Origin of the sequence: Planococcus sp. FY231025 (assembly GCF_052078085.1) — a bacterium.
Taxonomy (GTDB): Bacteria; Bacillota; Bacilli; order Bacillales_A; family Planococcaceae; genus Planococcus.
In genome coordinates this window covers 108,117-124,877 of record NZ_JBQJJG010000007.1, presented here as the reverse complement: position 1 = coordinate 124,877, position 16,761 = coordinate 108,117, and the positions used below count along the sequence as shown (strand labels likewise).

Genomic DNA, 16,761 nt, shown 5'->3' with positions numbered 1-16,761 from the left:
AGTCAATTTTCACATCGAGTAATTTCTAGAGACAACGGAATTGCACTACTAAAAATCGTTATTATATTTTATGAAATAACATTTTACTGGTGCACCCTAAATATCCTTTTGAACTTAATTTATATATTTACTTATTTTCGGGTATTATGTCCTCTTATGAAAAGCAATGATTATCTACGTTTTTTGGCATAAAAATGGTATAATACCTTCCACAAAGGAGTGAAATTATGACCAAGACGGCGACACCCAAAGATGCTGCTTATTTAATAAAATATATCAAAGGCCTTACACAGTTGACTCAGAAACCTATCTATAATTTTTCAAATTACGAGGAGATTTTGTGGGCGGATACATTCCCCGATGAGACCGAATGCGATTATAGTTTTCCACCAGTGGACAATAACCTGCTCCTTGTGAAGAAGCCATATATTCCATCATCACCAGAAGCAAGCGAATCGTTAAAGAGCTGGATAGTTTACAACGATTCAAATGATGGAATTTCACTGAAATCCAAAATCGAAGTAACGGTTTTAAACGAAGACGATGAAACGGAGTATGTAGAGCATTTATTAGTAGACAATCCAAGAATCCAAAGAGAATTCGACCTTTTCCTTGATAAAAAATGGACTCCCTATATAAATGAGAAAAAGCGGGTCAAGCCGCTTCAAGATCTTTATGACAAGCTTTTCAGTATACATCAGACGCTTTTATCAAGATCGGAGTCCATTCAATTCATTTTTGCCATTGGCCTTCTCGCTTGGAATACGCCGAACAATCGTGAAGTCAAACGGCACTTGCTAACCGCAGAAGTCGAGTTGAAATTCGAACGCGAAAAAGCGCTTTTCACTATCTCCCCTTCATTCACCGGCCTTCAATTTTCTTTCGAAGAAGATATGCTGGAAGTTGAACATCGACTAAATAGCGTGGACCTGCAAAGCGTAGGAGAAATGCTTGAATCCCTAAACGAAGAGGAAAGCGACGTTGCTTCAGTCACTTCCCTGTTGAAGGCAATTGCTTCCTCTTTGGATTCCAGAGGCGTCTATACCGAAGAAACCATTCGAAATAAAAAGGCATTGCCGAGCCCTGTCGTTTCACTTTCGCCTTCGTTCATTCTGAGAGAACGTCCTCAAAAGAGCATTCAGAAAGCGTGTGACCAAGCGATAGAGCAATTGGAACAGTTGGATGACGAAGATCCGATTCCGGGAAGCTTGTTCAATATGTTCAGCCCCGAACAAGAAAATACCGGCAACGCGGCAGAGGAGAACGAGAAAGAATCCTATGACAAGGAGTTTTATTTCCCGCTGCCATCGAACGACGAGCAAAGCCGCATAGTTGCAGCGATTACACATAAAGACAGTGTATTGGTCCAAGGCCCTCCGGGGACCGGAAAAACCCATACCATCGCTAACCTCACCTCTCATTTATTAGCAACTGGCCAACGTGTGTTGATCACCAGCCAAACTGCAAAAGCTTTGAGTGTTCTTAAGGAAAAACTGCCAGCTGAATTGCAGAATTTATGTGTAAGTCTTCTGGGCGGCGATTCGTCCTCCCTAAAGGATTTAGAAACTGTTGTAAGCACGATTTCCATGAGAAAAGAGTTCTACGATGTCGCTAAAACAAAACGGGACATCACTCAAAAAGAAGAAGCTTTAAAATCTGCGAAAGAAGATTTGAACCGGATTAAATCAGAGCTGTTTGCAGTCAGGGAAAAAGAGACTTATAGACATGATTTGGGAGCTCCTTATACAGGAACTGCCCAGCAAATTGCAAGCACTGTAAGTGATGAGAAAGATCTCTACAGCTGGTACTGGAATGAAAACATACTGAATTTGACGGAAGAAGATATTCAAGGGGAGAAATCAGCCGTCTCTACTTATCTAGAGTTGCAGCAAACAGAATTAGCTGCTCCGGAGAACTATAAAAATTTCGAATCCCCTTCCCTGGACCACTTTTTCGATATTGGCCAAGTGCTTCAGTTTATGGAACAAGAAGCTATTTTATTAGAACAATACCGGCAAATATCACATTCGGAAGATGTGGATATCCAACAATACTTAAACCGGTTGTCAGAGCACGATTATCAAAAGTTGAAGAAGCTCTTCGCTTCTTATCAGGGGTTAGAAAACAAGCTTTTCTATACTAATTATCCATTCTTGGAGAGGGCTGTCCGTGAGGTTTTTCAAAACCGGGGCCATTATTGGGCTTCTGCAGCGGAGCAATTCCAGAAGAATATCAAAATAATGGATGAAACAATCGATTCCTTCGAGTTATCTTCGGTGGATACCGGAAAAGTTCCATTTAAAACGGTGCAGCATATCAATAACCAATTGATCGACCTTCTTGAAAACGGTAAAGGGCTGGGAAATCTATTCTTTAAACCAAAGGTCTTAAAAGAGTACAAGAATGAGTACAATGAAATTAAATATAATGGCCAGCCGATTAAAGAACTAAACCAAGCCCGGCAGCTGAAAGCTTATATTGATTTTGAACGTGCCTATACTGAAATTAGAAGTTTAATGGATTCCATAGAGATTCCCTTTAAACACGTCAATCCACAAATTGATTTGGCAGAATGCAAAGGGATTTATACGCAATTAAAAACAGTGCAGGATATTTCTCTTTTGCGCCAACAAACAATTGATGCTGCTGACTATCTTACAGCTGTCAATTTCGGCAAAGAAAAAATCGGGATGTTCCAAAAGAACTTTGAAGTTTTTGAGAAAAAGAGCGAATTAAAAGTTCCTCAAGATCACTTGAACACCGTCCGGGAATCGATCCATGCATCCTTGACTGATTCTATGCATCAGGTCTATAAGAATTTATTGGAGAGCCTGATAAGCCGGGATAAACAAGGATTGAAGCAGCAATATGAAGCATACTTGCATCTGCAAAAAATCCTGAACCGGGACGAGTTGATTGCTCAAACTTCAGGCCTCTTGGAAAGAATCAATCCCAAGCTTTTAAATTATCTTCAGGTAACCTCTTCTGATCCGGCATGGACACTCCGTTTGCAGAATTGGTCTAAAGCTGCTCATTGGCGGAAGGTTCAAACTTGGTTAAAGGATTTTTCAAACAAAAACGAAAAAGATCTGGCAGACGAATACGAAAGAACAGAAAAATTCATAAAAGCGACCATTACAGACATCGGTGCATTAAAAGCTTGGGACAGCATGCTTACATCCATGACGGATCTGCAGAACAGCCATTTGAAAGCCTGGACCAAAGCCGTCAAGCGCGTCGGAAAAGGAACCGGTAAAAATGCTCCGAGATACCGGAAAGAAGCTCAGGGCCACATGGAGAAATGCAAGGATGCCATCCCTGCCTGGATCATGCCGCTATACCAAGTTTTCGAGAATTTCGAAGTCAAGCCTGACTTGTTCGACGTTGTCATCATAGATGAAGCCAGCCAATCTTGGCACGAAGCAATCCTGTTAAAATATATTGCGAAAAAAATTATCATTGTCGGCGATGACAAACAGATCAGCCCAAGCAAAATCGGAATACAGGTCGAAGATGTGGCGAAACTCCAAAACCGCTATTTGAAGCCGATTGACTATCCTTTCATGGATACATTAAACCTCGGCAATTCGTTTTTCGATGTTGCTTATGTTCTTTTCAGAAACACGATTACGCTGCGTGAGCATTTCCGGTGCATGCCTGAAATCATTGAGTTCTCGAATCGAATCGCTTATATCGACCAGCCGCTATTCGCTCTCCGGCAATATCCGGCAAACCGACTGGAACCGATCAAATCGAAGTATCTGCCGCATGGAGTGCGCGAAGGCAGCTCGGCATCTGCAATAAATGAAGTCGAAGCCAAGGAGATCGTCAAAGAAATCAAGAAATGCGTGTCGAACCCAGCTTATAACGGGAAGTCCATAGGGGTCATCTCCCTCCAAGGCAACAGCCAAGCCAACCTGATCCAGCAATTGCTTTTAACTGAAATCGGAGCGGAAATCATGGAAGAGCGCAATATTATCTGCGGTGACGCTTATGCGTTCCAAGGGGACGAGCGCGATATCATTTTCCTTTCCATGGTTGCAGCCAAAGGAACAACGAGGCTCACTTCGCTGACTAGCGAACCGTATCGCCAACGTTTTAATGTTGCAGTCAGCCGGGCAAAAGATCAGTTGTGGCTCATGCACTCGATTACAGTCAATGATATTAACAATTCCGATTGCATGAGATATCAATTGCTGAACTATATTCAAAACCCGTTGAAAGAAGAACAGGATGGCAACCGGGAGAAATGTGATAGCCAATTCGAAAAAGATGTTTTCGATGCCATTGTGCGCCGAGGTTACCGCGTGCTGACGCAATATGAAGTTGCAGGATACCGAATTGATTTGGTGGTAATGGGCGAAAGTTCTAAACTGGCAGTGGAATGCGATGGAGACCATTGGCATACTTCAACAGAAGATATGGAAAATGATTTCCGTAGACAGCGAGTGCTTGAGCGGGCAGGCTGGAATTTCTGGCGGGTACTCGGAAGCACGTATTACCTCGATCCATCAAAAGCCCTTGAAAGTTTGTGGCAGCGTCTGGATGAAATGGATATCCGCCCTTATCTGGAATGGAGCCCCAAAATTTCGGAACTGGCGGATGCAGAAGAAGCCACCATTGACATAAGCACAGAGGAAATCAACAAAATCAAAACCGATATTAATAATAAAACACAAAACGATTCAAACTTTGATTTGGGGGATGCTTCCGTTTCCACCCTTGAGAACCTTTCGGCATCTGGTAAATATCAAGCGGACGTTCAACTTCCAGTTGATGATGAACTCTCAAGAGCATTTTCAATCCTGAACCAAAACGAAAAGGATTCTGAAGTCAAAGCTGCAAACCATTCACCCGTTGCAGCGGATTTAATCGAAGCCATTTCAATTGTCGAAAACAAAGAAAGTGTGACAGCAAACGAAGAGCTCTTAAAGTTCAAAGACTTATTGACGAACGAAGGCTTTAAGGTGTTTGTAGATACAAGTTCTGAAGACACCTTAGTTGTCCTTGGTTCAGCGAGCCTCGGAAACGAATTGGAGCGTTTTGCTCCAAAAAACAATTCATTTTCTTTTCATAGGAATGGTATTGAGAGCAGCAGTCAACTTCCTTGTTGGTCGATCGCTATGTTAAATAGAAAAGAACAGAACAAGGAAACGCCAACACCTAAAACTAAATCATTAAGCTCTCCTTTGAAACAGGAAAAAATGATTTCTGGCAAGCGTCTTTCGGAATTGACCGTAGTTGATCAAATGTTGGAAATCATAAAAGCCAAAGGAATCGATGTGATCGACAACCGGCAAAAATCTGAAACCCTCTGGGTGATTGGGACCGAAGAATTAGAAGAGTTGTTGGAACCGTTCAAATCACATAATATTTTCTTCCGATTTATGAGAAACGGATCGATAACGACCTCCCATCAGCCTGCCTGGTTTGCGAAAATAACCAAATGAAAAAGCTGCTTGCAATGGCCTCCTCCTTGAAGGAAAGCCAAAGCAAGCAGCTTTTTTAAATATCATTTCAACTCCGGCATTTGATTCAACACTTCTTTTAAGGCCTGGAGTTCAGATAAATCGAAAGTTACGCCTTTTTTCATCTCAGTCTGATCTTCCGACCAAAAACGGATATCATATTTAGGATCCCGGTCGGCCCAGCTTATCAATGTTAACTGTTTTTTCCAACCGTTTCGTTTAGTAGACAATGTACCAATCGTTACGATAATCTCAAATTTCAACTCTGACATATAACGTCCTCCATTTTTAACATTCTCATTATACGAATCATTTAACCACACAAATGCACATATGGCTCAACTAATTTTTTTCTTCTCCAAAATAATCTTCAACCACTTCTTTGATAACGCGGGTTGGAAGCGTTTTAAAGTCCTGTGTTCCAGCCCCATGATCCAACAATTCAAAAAAGCACCGCTCCGATTATTCTCGGAGCGATGCTTTACCTTTTCCACAAAACTCTAAACAAATTCAAACTAGAAATCTAACTTTTCACCAAGTCTTTAGCAGGTGGATTGATTTCGAAAGATTTTCCGACAACGACTTCATGTCCTTCTTTCAAACGCTTCTTGTACTCAGCTGTCGCCGTGAACAATACGTCTGTTGAAGAGTTCAAAGCCGTTTCAAACGAATCCTGCAGCACGCCGATGATGAAGCCGACGCCGACTACTTGCATCGCTACGTCAGCCGGAATTCCGAACAAACTGCTCGCCAGCGGGATCAACAGCAGCGAGCCGCCTGCCACGCCAGAAGCTCCGCAGGCACTCACAGCCGCCAGCACACTCAGCATGAGCGCTGTCGGGATATCCACTTGGATGCCAAGCGTATTGACCGCAGCGAGCGTCAACACGGAAATCGTGATCGCCGCTCCAGCCATATTGACCGTCGCGCCAAGCGGAATGGACACCGAGTACGTGTCTTTGTCCAACCCAAGTTTTTCGCACAACGTCATGTTGACCGGAATGTTTGCAGCCGAGCTGCGGGTGAAGAATGCCGTAATGCCGCTTTCACGCAGGCATTTGAATACCAGCGGATACGGATTGCGGCGGATGTTGATAAATACGATAAGCGGGTTGACGACAAGCGCCAAGAACACCATACAGCCGATCAACAGCGCCAACAATTTGCCGTAGCCGAGAAGCGATGAAAGCCCGTTTGTCGTAATCGACTCGATAACAAGGCCCATGATGCCAAGCGGAGCGAATTTGATGATCCAGCCGACCATCTTCGCCACTGCATCCGAAACATTTGAGATGACCGTTTTCGTCGTATCCGCGGCGTTTCGCAGCGCCAGACCAAGGACAATCGCCCAAGCCAAGATGCCGATGTAATTGGCATTCACCAGCGCATTGACCGGATTGTCGACCACGTTTAACACCAAGGTCTTGATCACTTCAACCGCATTGCCTGGAGGCGTCAAGCCTTCAGCCCCTTGCGTAAGCGCGATGTTTACCGGGAAGATGAAGCTCGCAATGACTGCGACCACCGCTGCCAAGAACGTACCCAGTAAATAAAGAAAGACAATTGATTTCATATTCGTTTGCTGGCCCTTTTTGTGATGGGCAATCGATGCCACGACCAGGAACAATACCAAGACAGGCGCAATCGCTTTAAGCGCTCCTACAAACAGCGTGCCGAAAATCGTCAACGATGCAGCCGTTTCCGGAATCGCAACTGCCAAGACCACCCCTAAGACCAAGCCGATCAAGATCTGTTTCACAAGACTGATCCGGTTCCACATTTTCAATACGTTCATACCCATTCCCCCTGTTGGTTTCTTCTAAGATGCAATTCGGCCGCTCCTTTTAAGAAGCGCCAATTTTTCAATCTATCCCTATTCTATACAAAGAGCTGAATGAATAAAACAAATTTTTCATAAAATCAAATTGTTAATCCAATTGAACCGCTGCTACGAATAAAAAGACCAGTCCGATTGACTGGTCCCTGCTTACATTCTCCTATAGGCGCCATGGGTACAAAAAGAGCGCTTGATTGCCCTCATCTGGCAGCTTTTATTAATTGGCATCCCGGAATCTGTACAACGACTCGTAGGTGCGGACCCGGGAATCGGTTTCAAAGGAAGAACGGCTCCAGAGGCTCTCATCATCCGAAGTTTCTTCGGTCTCGACCAATTTCAATTCCCCCGCTTCAAGTGTCATGACATTGGACTCGACCACTTTCAGTTCTTGCTGTTCGGAATTCAGCGCCCGGATGCGCACCTGGACCTCTTTTTGCTCGTCTAAATTGTTTTTGAGGAAAAATGAATTTTTGTACGTCTCGTTGTTGCAGTTTGACGAGGTAGTCCGCATGCATTCTTTTTCGGAGCTCAGGAACAGCACCGTGATTTCCTCATCGGCTTGCTGCTGTTCGGCCATCGCCAGCGCCGTTTGGACTTTATGGATATAGGACGCCTTCTCCCCTAGCGGATAAACCCACATTGTGAAAAACATGATGACGGCACACAGCACCCCCGTGACAGTCCATGCCACTTTAGGGTTGTGGACAGATTTCGGAGCCCCTTTGAAAAGGGTGCTGACAATGACATTGACGATACCCACAATCAGTAGAAACGCAGCACAGATAATGAGGGCAACGGTGCTTTCTAAGCCATTCTGGAAAAATGAAAGCTGATAGGCGTTGGAATAATAGTAGTTTAAAACAACGCTGATGAAGATCACCGCAATAAGAGCCGCGAGGGCTATTTTCCAATTGGCTCTTTTGGTCTTGCCGGCTTTCGAATTCATGCCGGTCCAGAAAAGCCAAGCGAATGGAAGAAAAAAGAGGAAGATGACAAGTGAAACGGTACCCATGGAATCATGCCTTTCGCAAAAAGTGAGTGAAAAACAAAAAGTCAAAAAGTTGCTAAATCAGATGAACATTAATGAAATATCGTTTTCAGAAAGGTGCACTTTTTCTTTCTTGCTATAATTATACGGAACACACTCTAAAAAGATTCAAAAGGTTATTTCCCGGCGCAGAACGTGGTACCGACTCATCATTTACGCCATATTGATTAGAACTTTCCGGGAATCTATGTAGAAATAGTTTAAACTACAAAAACATTTTGGTTTCAGTCCTGGAATCCCATTGACATAGGTAGATAAAAATAGAAAACGGCCACCAAGAAGCTCAATATTTTTCTTTGAGTTCGTTAACCATACCCTTCAGCAGCGCTTCCTGGTAGCCTGCTTTCCCTGTTTCATGCATCTTCAGAATCAATTCCTGCACATCAGCATGCTTAATGCTTTCCAGCTTTTTCAGCCGGTCGCCCATTTCAACAGGTGACTGTGCAGTCATATAAGATTCCGCATCCATCCACCACAGCCTCACGGACTTCGGGTGACGCTCGTGCAATCGTGCTGCCATAGCTATACCTTCTGGATCGAAATCACCCGCATAATAAATACAGCATCCCGATTCTACAAGAAGATCAAGCAGCCGGAGTCCGGCCAACTTAAATTGACCGTGTGTGCAGATGAGAGGTGCAGCCGGCACCTCATCGAGCAGTGATGAAAAAACACCTGAATTCTCGACAGCATAGACATCTTGTCCGACTGCCGGTCTTGCTCCATCAATCATAAATAATTCCCGCAGCGGCATATTGACCGCACTTTCTGTTTCAACAGCAGCTTGCCACACAGGATGTACCGCACCGTCCCGCATACCGAGCAAATTAGCAAACGATACAAAATTTGAAATATCATCACGCAGAATTCGGAACTGTCCCAGTAGTTCGTTCACTTGTTCTGTGCCGGAAGGCGGTGCTCCTCCGCCGTACAGACGAAAATTCAGGAAATGTATGAGCAGTTTGCCATTCATCCCAGACAGATCGAAGCTGTGCGGGTTACCGCTCACCCGCTGGCTGAAAACTGGCAGCCGCTCATACGACTCTGGCAATGCATTCCCAGCATCCGCCAGTAATCGGACGCTTCTAGCAAAATCGTCGATCAATAGGAGCCGGATGATCCATTGTGATTCGGCTGTCCGCTTGCTGAGATAATCGAAATAACCGGCTAGAATAGGATGCAAGTGCTTAAATTCCTTAAGCTTCGCCTCTTCCTTATCCTGCTTTTCTTTTCGAACAGCTTTATTAGAACGAATCGGTTCGTCAAAAAATACCTCAAGGAGTTCAGGGAGACGAATACCCACGAATTTCGTTTCTTGCAACCTCTTGTCGAATGCAGCAAGGGAAATCACTTTCTTCTTTTTTAAATCTCCGAAGAAAAGCATTAGCGATTCAAGTTCCTCGGCTGAGTAGTTTTCAATATTCACTGTTCCGCCTATCCGACCGAGCGATTCGATTTTCGATCGAAATTCACTAAACAACTTGTGATATACAGGAGCACTTTGAAAATAATGGGCAGCTTGGCAAATCAACTCCTTATTCATTCCACTACCACACTTTCAAGATCCGGTTCCGCCACAAGTGCATGGCCATCCCATTTATAGCGGATAACGGTCACGAAATCTGCATTGCGTGGCCGAACAAGCTCACAAACCGATAACCTGCTGACCGTCTCATAATCTCCCCACAGCACTTGAGAGTTCATAATGTAGTCAAATCCTAGCTGTTCGACAACTTCGAACATTTCCTTTATATTATTCTCATCCACGCCTGCGAACGCTTCATCAAGCGTAATAATATATGGGGCGGTGTCAGCCGCTTCCAAATAACGCGAGTAGCATGCTGTGAATAGCGGAATATACATTGCCATCGCTTTTTCACCGCCACTGAACGTGAAGAATTTATGATTTGTAAGTTCGCGACGCTTTTCGTTCGTCCGTTCATATGATAGTTCGAACGAAAACCATTTGCGGTAGTCTAGTACGAGTTTCAAGACTTGCAGGAGTGTCTGCCCTTCCCCTTTTTCTTCCATCCACTGCTTTGACGCTTCTATTTTTGATCGGAAGTGAGCAGAGATCCGTTCCATGTCTTCTTCCTTCAGCAGTCGTGCATCTTGCTTCAGCAACGTCACCAAATCTTTCGTATCCAGTTGGTCTTCGGAGTCCGCGCTCCGCGGTTTCCATCGGATCGAGAATTTCAAGCCGGAAGATGAATCGCGGCTTTCCATCAGTTTCTTCATCCCAGCGGTCCAGTGCTCCGCGCGGCGGATCCGGCTGCGAAGTTTATGGCCGACCGAGTTGAACAGGATTTCCTCATACAATTCCTTGTCCTGATCATTCAAGCGGTTTTCTTGCAGGAGCTGTGCATCCGCAGTTTCCTTATATAGTGCATAAGGTGTCACCGAAATGCCACGACTATCGAAATCGATGAGCCGTCGCGATGTCTTCTGACGCCATTGATCGATGACCGGCAGCCACTCGTCCGAGTCGATGCCCTCCATCCATTCCTCTGATTCCATCTGAATGCCTCGCTCACGCATGCGGTGCTCCGCGAGATCCGTCTGCACTTCGAAAAAGACATTTGTCAGCTTCCGTTCGATCTGGCTTGTGTCTTTCGATGCATCCACTGACAACGTCGCTTCCATGTTCGGCAAGTCTTCCCATTCACTTTCCTCCAACGAAATAAACCCGCGCTTCAGCTCCACCTGTACTGCTTTTTTCCAACTTGCTTGCATATTTGTCCAGAAAGCATGCCTTTCAGAGACTGCTGAGAGTTGATCAATCAAAACTGTCCGCTTAGACATCTTGTCAGGCAAGGTTCTGCGACGATCGGCGAGCCCCGCTTCGGTTTGCCGAAGCTCATCCTGTACAGAGCGTATCTGTCCCCGAATATCTTCTGCCCCTTCCCGCTCCAGCTGTTCCTCGAGCTGCCGAAGGATTTGCCCAGCGACGGCGAGCACACCTTCCATCAAGTTCAACTCACCTTTCAGTTCATCGATGTCTGCCATCAACGTCTCCTGCCGCTTCTGTTCATCCTTCAGTTTTTCAGCGGTATGGAGATGCGTTAAATGCTTCCTGCTCAGTTCCGCCAATTGTTGTTCGTATGTCCGTAAAAATCCAAGCGCTTCCTTATAAGCTTCTGAGTTCGCTTCCAATCCCAGCGCCCCTGTCGCTAAGTGTACATCCCACTTCAACTGCTGGAAGTCGATGTCCATCTTGCGGAGCCCTTCTGCCGCTTGTTCGATTTGACCGCTTAGGAACTGGATTTGTAGCTTCGCTTCCATTATTTCATTGAAACTTGTTTTCAGATCAGAACCATCCGGAAATGCGCGCCACGCCGCCTTTGTCGAGGCCAGTTCAGCAGCCAGCGTTTCCCGGTCCGCCCTGATTGTGCTGATCTGTTCTTCGATTGATACAATTTCCAGCGTTAGCTCCTGGATGAGTTTCTCACGGAAACGTCGGCGGGCTTCCCGTCCAACATATCGCACATCCTCGACCGGAACGGCATGACCGAAAAGAATACCGAGTGAGTAAGCGCCGTTTTCTTCCACTCCAGCTGCACCGCCGCTGTCACCGACAAGCACACTTTGCAACACTTCTTCCACTTGTTCAGAAGAAATTCCTGTTTCACCGGGATCCGGTTTCAAATAATCGGCGAGTGTATGTGCGAGCATGACCGGCTTCGCCTTGACCACGCGATCATATCGAGCATCGATCGCTTGTTTCGTAATGAGCGCATCTAGCAGGCCACTGTCAATGAGCGCCGCTTCCAGCCGTTTCTGTGTTTCCTCCGGTACGTGCGGCTGAAATTCCACCACTTCGTACAGCGGTGCAAATAAAGCACCCTGCTCCCCAAGCGCTTGCCTTGCTTCCACCGTTGCAGCATGCCGTTTCGGTTCTGGTTCCCGCTGTGCTTTCCGGTTGCCGAGTTCCACCGTTTTTTCGGCACGTTTATCCTCAAGGACATGCAGTTCGTTTTGCAGCTTCAGGGACTTGAGCTGCAGTTGTTCTTCATATGCTTGCACGAATGGCTCATAGCAGCGCTTCACTTCATCATACGAAACATCTACAAACAGCTCGTCCATTTGCCGGGACACTTGCTGGTGTACAGTACCATTAATACCGAATCGACTGTTCGCCTGTGCCCACTCATGGAACTCGTTCAGTTTCCCTTGTTTATCTTCTTCAAATGTCACAATCCAACTTTTTTCATCCCGTTGTTTATCATCACGCTGTTTTTCCACGTCGCCAATTTCTTTCCTTTTCTGTGCGATTTTCTCTTTCAGCGCTTCGAACGACTGCAGTTTGCTTCGCGTTTCTTCAATCCGCTTGTGATGCGCAGCCGATTCGCTTTCCCATATATCAAATGAAAAGGGTTCTTTTAAATGGCGCTCAAAGTCCGACGCGTTCTGCCCATGCTGGTCAAACGCGCTCATTTCTCCTTCATACGCCATGTCCTGCAAATGATTTTCTAGCGCGTTCAGTTGCTGACCAAGCGTTTCTTCCGTTGCTTCGATTACCCGCAAGCTTTCCCGTTCTTTTTTTTCATATCCGGACAGTCGCTCTTCCTCGCGGCGGAACTTGTTCTGGTCTGCGGTATAAGTCTCCTGCGCCTTTTTCCACTCTTCTTCAAGCGACCACACGCGATGGCCAAGAAGCCTGTCTTTCGTTTGCTTGAGGGCTTTCTCGCGATGCTCGTATTCCTGGACTTCCCGCTCGAGCGCGTCGATATTTAACTCCAGCATTTCGAGAGATGCTTTCATCTCCTTCTCACCTTCCCGCTCTTTCTTCATGCGCAATGCAGCACGTTTCAGTTCCGCGATTTGGTCGAATAAAACCCGATGATTATAGGCGTCATAAGCTTTCGTCAGTCTGCCAAGCGCTTTCACTTCCCGATCGAGCTGTTCGATCTGTTGTTTCGTCTGATCCATCTGCTCGATTGAATCAGACAGATAGCGAAGGTCTTCATCCGTCAGTGGAGGCAACGCGCTCTCCAGGATTTCGTAAATGACGGTCGGCTTGAAATCCTTCGAAAGCTTTGGGCTTCGGAGCTGGAGGAGAAGCTCAATCAGTTCTTTATAAGCTTCCGGGGTAGCAAAACCAAACACGTGCTTATTCACAAGTGCCATGTATTCTTGGTTCGTCTTAACAACTTCTCCACCGGTGCCAATCAGATTTTCGAGTTCAATGCGAGACCTCGGAATTTTTACCTGCTCCCCGTTCTGATTTTCCATTTTGAATAGTTCTAAGTCGAAGCCAATCCGCCGGTTGTCCGTAATTACGAATCCCCATGATCTCAATTCCTTGCCGCGTTTCGCCTGCATGCCGATACCTGTCGTTACGTACTGATTCGTATCTTGTTTTTTATACTCGAGGAATAGATAACCGGTCCGCTCTTCCCGGTCAGTGATCTCTTTTTCACCCAGCAGGTAATCTTCCATCCGCCGTGATTTCGAGCCAAATGGATCGAGCCGATCAGGAGATTTCTTCCCGTCCAGCAACACTGGGAGAAAGCTCTGCATCGTGACCGACTTCCCGGAACCGTTACTGCCGCGCAGTAAAAGTTTGCCGTTTTCGAAATCAAATATCTCTTCATCGTAATACCAGAAATTCAACAGTCCTGCCCGGTTCATTTTCCATTTATTCGCCACTTCGCTTCACTTCTTTCATGTAGTCTTTCGGATAATGGCCGACCATCCGACCGGCACCGGATCGGATGACGATAATTCCCTGCTCCGTGTCCACTTCCGCAAGTTCCCATTCCTGCCAAAGAGCGAGAAGCGCAGCGGCCGTTTCTTTGTCCGTCTCATCGCGATGCTGTTTGCTCCAGCCGTGCCCGTGTTGTTTTTTCACTTGCCGCACAACCGCCTCGAAAGTCTGGCTCGGAAGCCGGATCTCCCCAAACTCCGTCGCTTCGAAGTCTTTATGCTCCCGTAAATATGCCGCTACATGCAGCGCGACACTGCTGATGCCCCGCTGATCTGGGAATAGCGTATAGCGCCGTTTCCGTTCCGGGAGCGTTAGCATTGCTGCATTTTTGAACACTTCAAGTCGAAACGGCGTGTGTGCTTCTAGATCATCGCGTAGCGAGTTCCGGTAATTGCGGATATATGTGAAATCCGCTTCCGCCTCGGAGGTGCGGTGCACAACTGGCGAGAACAAGAGCTGCCGATAGACGCGCTTGCGCCGTTGGTCGTCCGGATGCCGCTTCCATTCGCTCTCCAGAATTTCTTCAATAGAATGAAAGCGGTACAGATCGTCCGGATATGACCGCATAAAATAGCGGGCGTAAATCGCGACTTCATACAACACTTCTTCTTCGGCATCCGACTGGAACAACTCTACATTGCCGTCAATCGTCTGAATCAGTTTCAGTCGGGCGATTTCCTTCAGTGCACGCACGAGCGATTTGCGGTGCCGGTAATCCATCCAGTCTAGGGGAAAATCCCCTCCATACATGTCCTGGATACTTTCCGTTAAATCTGACAGCAGAAACTGCTCGTTCACCACTTTTTGTTCCGTAAACGCGAGCGCACAACAGAAAATGGCGTAGTCCATCGGCTCCTGGAAAGCCTGGTTACCCATCCAGCTTTTCGGCTCGACCGGTATTTTCTCCAATTTGATGAAATGCTGGCGGATAATCAAGTCAAAACCGAATTTGTCGCTAATATAGCGCTTCAATTTATGCTCGCGGTCCCTGATCAGCCGGTAAGCGTCAGGTTCATCTTCCCTCAATACCCAAAACTGTTCGAATAACAGCCCGAGCGCTTCTTCTGTCTGTTCATCAAACTGCTCTTCCCGCTCATTCATGATGTCACCTCTTCCTGGATGAAGCGGAAGTGTGCATTCGGCATTTCGAGCGTGCCGTCTGAAGATTTTAGCAACACCATTTCATGCGAATCAAGAGTTACTTCCACTTTCGTCCCATACTCCGTCTGAATTATCCGGTCTTCCTTTACCATTGCCTTGCCTATCCACGACAATAGCAATTTGCGCACATACGGCTCTACAGTGGGTAATTCATCGAGACGAATTTCACTGCCTTTCATGTACTGCTCGATAACCCGTTTTTCCTCACTGCGCCGCTTGAGGTGTTCCCGCTTGGCTTCCTCTTTCCGCGCCCGGTGGTCTGACATCTCCGTCGCCTTTGTTTTTTCGCCGTATTTTAAAATCCGTGGCAGTGTTTCGTGAACCATCGGTTGCTCTTCCCATGTATCGGCATAGATATCATCGGTCGATATGTGGTCCGAATGAAAATGACGGGTATGGAATACGCCGAATACAACTGAAGACAGCTTATGTGCTTCATCAACCGAATCCATTCCCGCAAACCAATCGGCAAGGTGCAAGTAATCGTCTTTCCGGCTCCGGAACTGTTGATTGCGCTCACCCAGACGCTGCACGATACGTGTGATACGACGGATTGCTTCGTTCGTCTGTCGTTGAATTGTCTCATATTGGCTATCTTCACCGCCTAAAAACCAATCCTTGATGTTGATCCATTTCTCTTGCATTTCGATAATCGCTTCCGTTCCAGACTGCTCAAAGCGGAACGTCTTTTCTTCGTGACTGGCGACTTTTTCAAAAAACACCTCCATATGCCGGCCGTCAAACGACAGCAAAAGCCCTTGTATCTGTGAAGCAGTCTGTTGCAGCGCAATGATAAAATCTCGCAAGTAGGCGGTGAAGTTATCTTTATACAGAAGAAACGCTTCCGATTTCATTTGTTCACTCGCATCTTCACTGCGGAGATATGCGAAATAATCAGATGTGTTCTGCCGGATCTTATTGAAATAAGTCAGGACATCATCCCAGTGCTGCGCGCACGTTTCATCATTGTCATCCCCAGAAACTTCGATACTCTTCAGGCATTTGTACAGGCGGTCGAATTGCGTCTTCTCGAGCGAACCGCCAAATGTGTCCATCTTTTCCATACTGATGAGCATACGCTCGAAATCGACAGTATACGGCGTACACTGATAACGGAAACGGCGTTTCTTGAATTCCTCGATGGTTCGTACATTCCCGCTCTCCTGCTGGGCGAACAGATTGTCCCATTTCACTAGCTGAGTCAAATCACCGTGGAGTTCGTCCAAAGTATAGTTTTCGAAAATCAAATAATCCTTGAGATGTGCGAATACTTCCTCTGGCAACAAAAACTCCTTCATCCGTTCATGTTGAACGTAAAAGAAGCGCAGAATCGCCCGGTACGTCCCCGCCTTCTCCGTTGATAAATACGTGGCTTCTTTTATGCGCTTTAACTGTTCTTCTTTCATGATCTCGCCTCCAAACTCTAGCTGCATTAGTTCTATCGTACTAGAAAACACAATAAGACGCCAATTGTTCAAAATATTTTAAAGAGAAAGACTATATGCTACCATTCTGGATCGGCTCTTCAATATCTTCATAG

Annotated in this window: 8 protein-coding genes; 1 reads left to right on the top strand and 7 read right to left on the bottom strand. The window is 46.1% G+C overall.

The window, feature by feature from the left end:
• Nucleotides 1-227 precede the first annotated feature (227 nt).
• The gene (locus ACTL32_RS10440; RefSeq protein ID WP_441341415.1) at nt 228-5,450 is read left to right on the top strand and encodes an AAA domain-containing protein; all 5,223 of its coding nucleotides are present in this window, start codon (nt 228-230) and stop codon (nt 5,448-5,450) included.
• A gap of 62 nt (nt 5,451-5,512) precedes the next feature.
• Here the strand turns inward: ACTL32_RS10440 and ACTL32_RS10435 are convergent, their stop codons facing one another.
• The 7 genes from ACTL32_RS10435 to ACTL32_RS10405 all read right to left on the bottom strand — a co-directional run bounded on the left by ACTL32_RS10435 (nt 5,513) and on the right by ACTL32_RS10405 (nt 16,627).
• Nucleotides 5,513-5,740 carry a YdbC family protein gene (locus ACTL32_RS10435; protein ID WP_441341414.1) on the bottom strand — a complete coding sequence of 76 codons (228 nt, stop codon included), beginning with the start codon at nt 5,738-5,740 and terminating at the stop codon, nt 5,513-5,515.
• Nucleotides 5,741-5,991: 251 nt separating this feature from the next.
• The gene (gene sstT / locus ACTL32_RS10430; protein WP_441341413.1) at nt 5,992-7,263 is read right to left on the bottom strand and encodes a serine/threonine transporter SstT; all 1,272 of its coding nucleotides are present in this window, start codon (nt 7,261-7,263) and stop codon (nt 5,992-5,994) included.
• Between the two features lie 259 nt (nt 7,264-7,522).
• On the bottom strand, nt 7,523-8,317 hold the full coding sequence (locus ACTL32_RS10425) for a hypothetical protein (protein WP_441341412.1): 795 nt from the start codon (nt 8,315-8,317) through the stop codon (nt 7,523-7,525).
• A 319-nt stretch (nt 8,318-8,636) separates the two neighbouring features.
• Nucleotides 8,637-9,896, bottom strand: a complete 1,260-nt coding sequence (locus ACTL32_RS10420; RefSeq protein WP_441341411.1) for a TIGR02679 family protein — start codon at nt 9,894-9,896, stop codon at nt 8,637-8,639.
• Complete coding sequence (locus ACTL32_RS10415) at nt 9,893-14,002, bottom strand: TIGR02680 family protein (RefSeq protein WP_441341410.1); 4,110 nt, start codon at nt 14,000-14,002, stop codon at nt 9,893-9,895. Before ACTL32_RS10415 ends, ACTL32_RS10420 begins: the two co-directional genes overlap by 4 nt.
• Entirely contained in the window at nt 13,992-15,161 is a 1,170-nt protein-coding gene (locus tag ACTL32_RS10410; protein ID WP_441341409.1) for a TIGR02678 family protein, read from the bottom strand. The genes ACTL32_RS10415 and ACTL32_RS10410 overlap by 11 nt, the downstream gene beginning before the upstream one ends.
• Nucleotides 15,158-16,627, bottom strand: a complete 1,470-nt coding sequence (locus tag ACTL32_RS10405) for a TIGR02677 family protein (RefSeq protein WP_441341408.1) — start codon at nt 16,625-16,627, stop codon at nt 15,158-15,160. The genes ACTL32_RS10410 and ACTL32_RS10405 overlap by 4 nt, the downstream gene beginning before the upstream one ends.
• Nucleotides 16,628-16,761: the final 134 nt, after the last annotated feature.

Coding starts and splice junctions, on each gene's coding strand:
- ACTL32_RS10420 (WP_441341411.1), bottom strand. CDS start 9,896: ATGAATAAGGAGTTGATTTGCCAAGCTGCCCATTATTTTCAAAGTGCT.
- ACTL32_RS10410 (WP_441341409.1), bottom strand. CDS start 15,161: ATGAATGAGCGGGAAGAGCAGTTTGATGAACAGACAGAAGAAGCGCTC.
- ACTL32_RS10405 (WP_441341408.1), bottom strand. CDS start 16,627: ATGAAAGAAGAACAGTTAAAGCGCATAAAAGAAGCCACGTATTTATCA.
- ACTL32_RS10440 (WP_441341415.1), top strand. CDS start 228: ATGACCAAGACGGCGACACCCAAAGATGCTGCTTATTTAATAAAATAT.
- sstT (WP_441341413.1), bottom strand. CDS start 7,263: ATGAACGTATTGAAAATGTGGAACCGGATCAGTCTTGTGAAACAGATC.
- ACTL32_RS10435 (WP_441341414.1), bottom strand. CDS start 5,740: ATGTCAGAGTTGAAATTTGAGATTATCGTAACGATTGGTACATTGTCT.
- ACTL32_RS10425 (WP_441341412.1), bottom strand. CDS start 8,317: ATGGGTACCGTTTCACTTGTCATCTTCCTCTTTTTTCTTCCATTCGCT.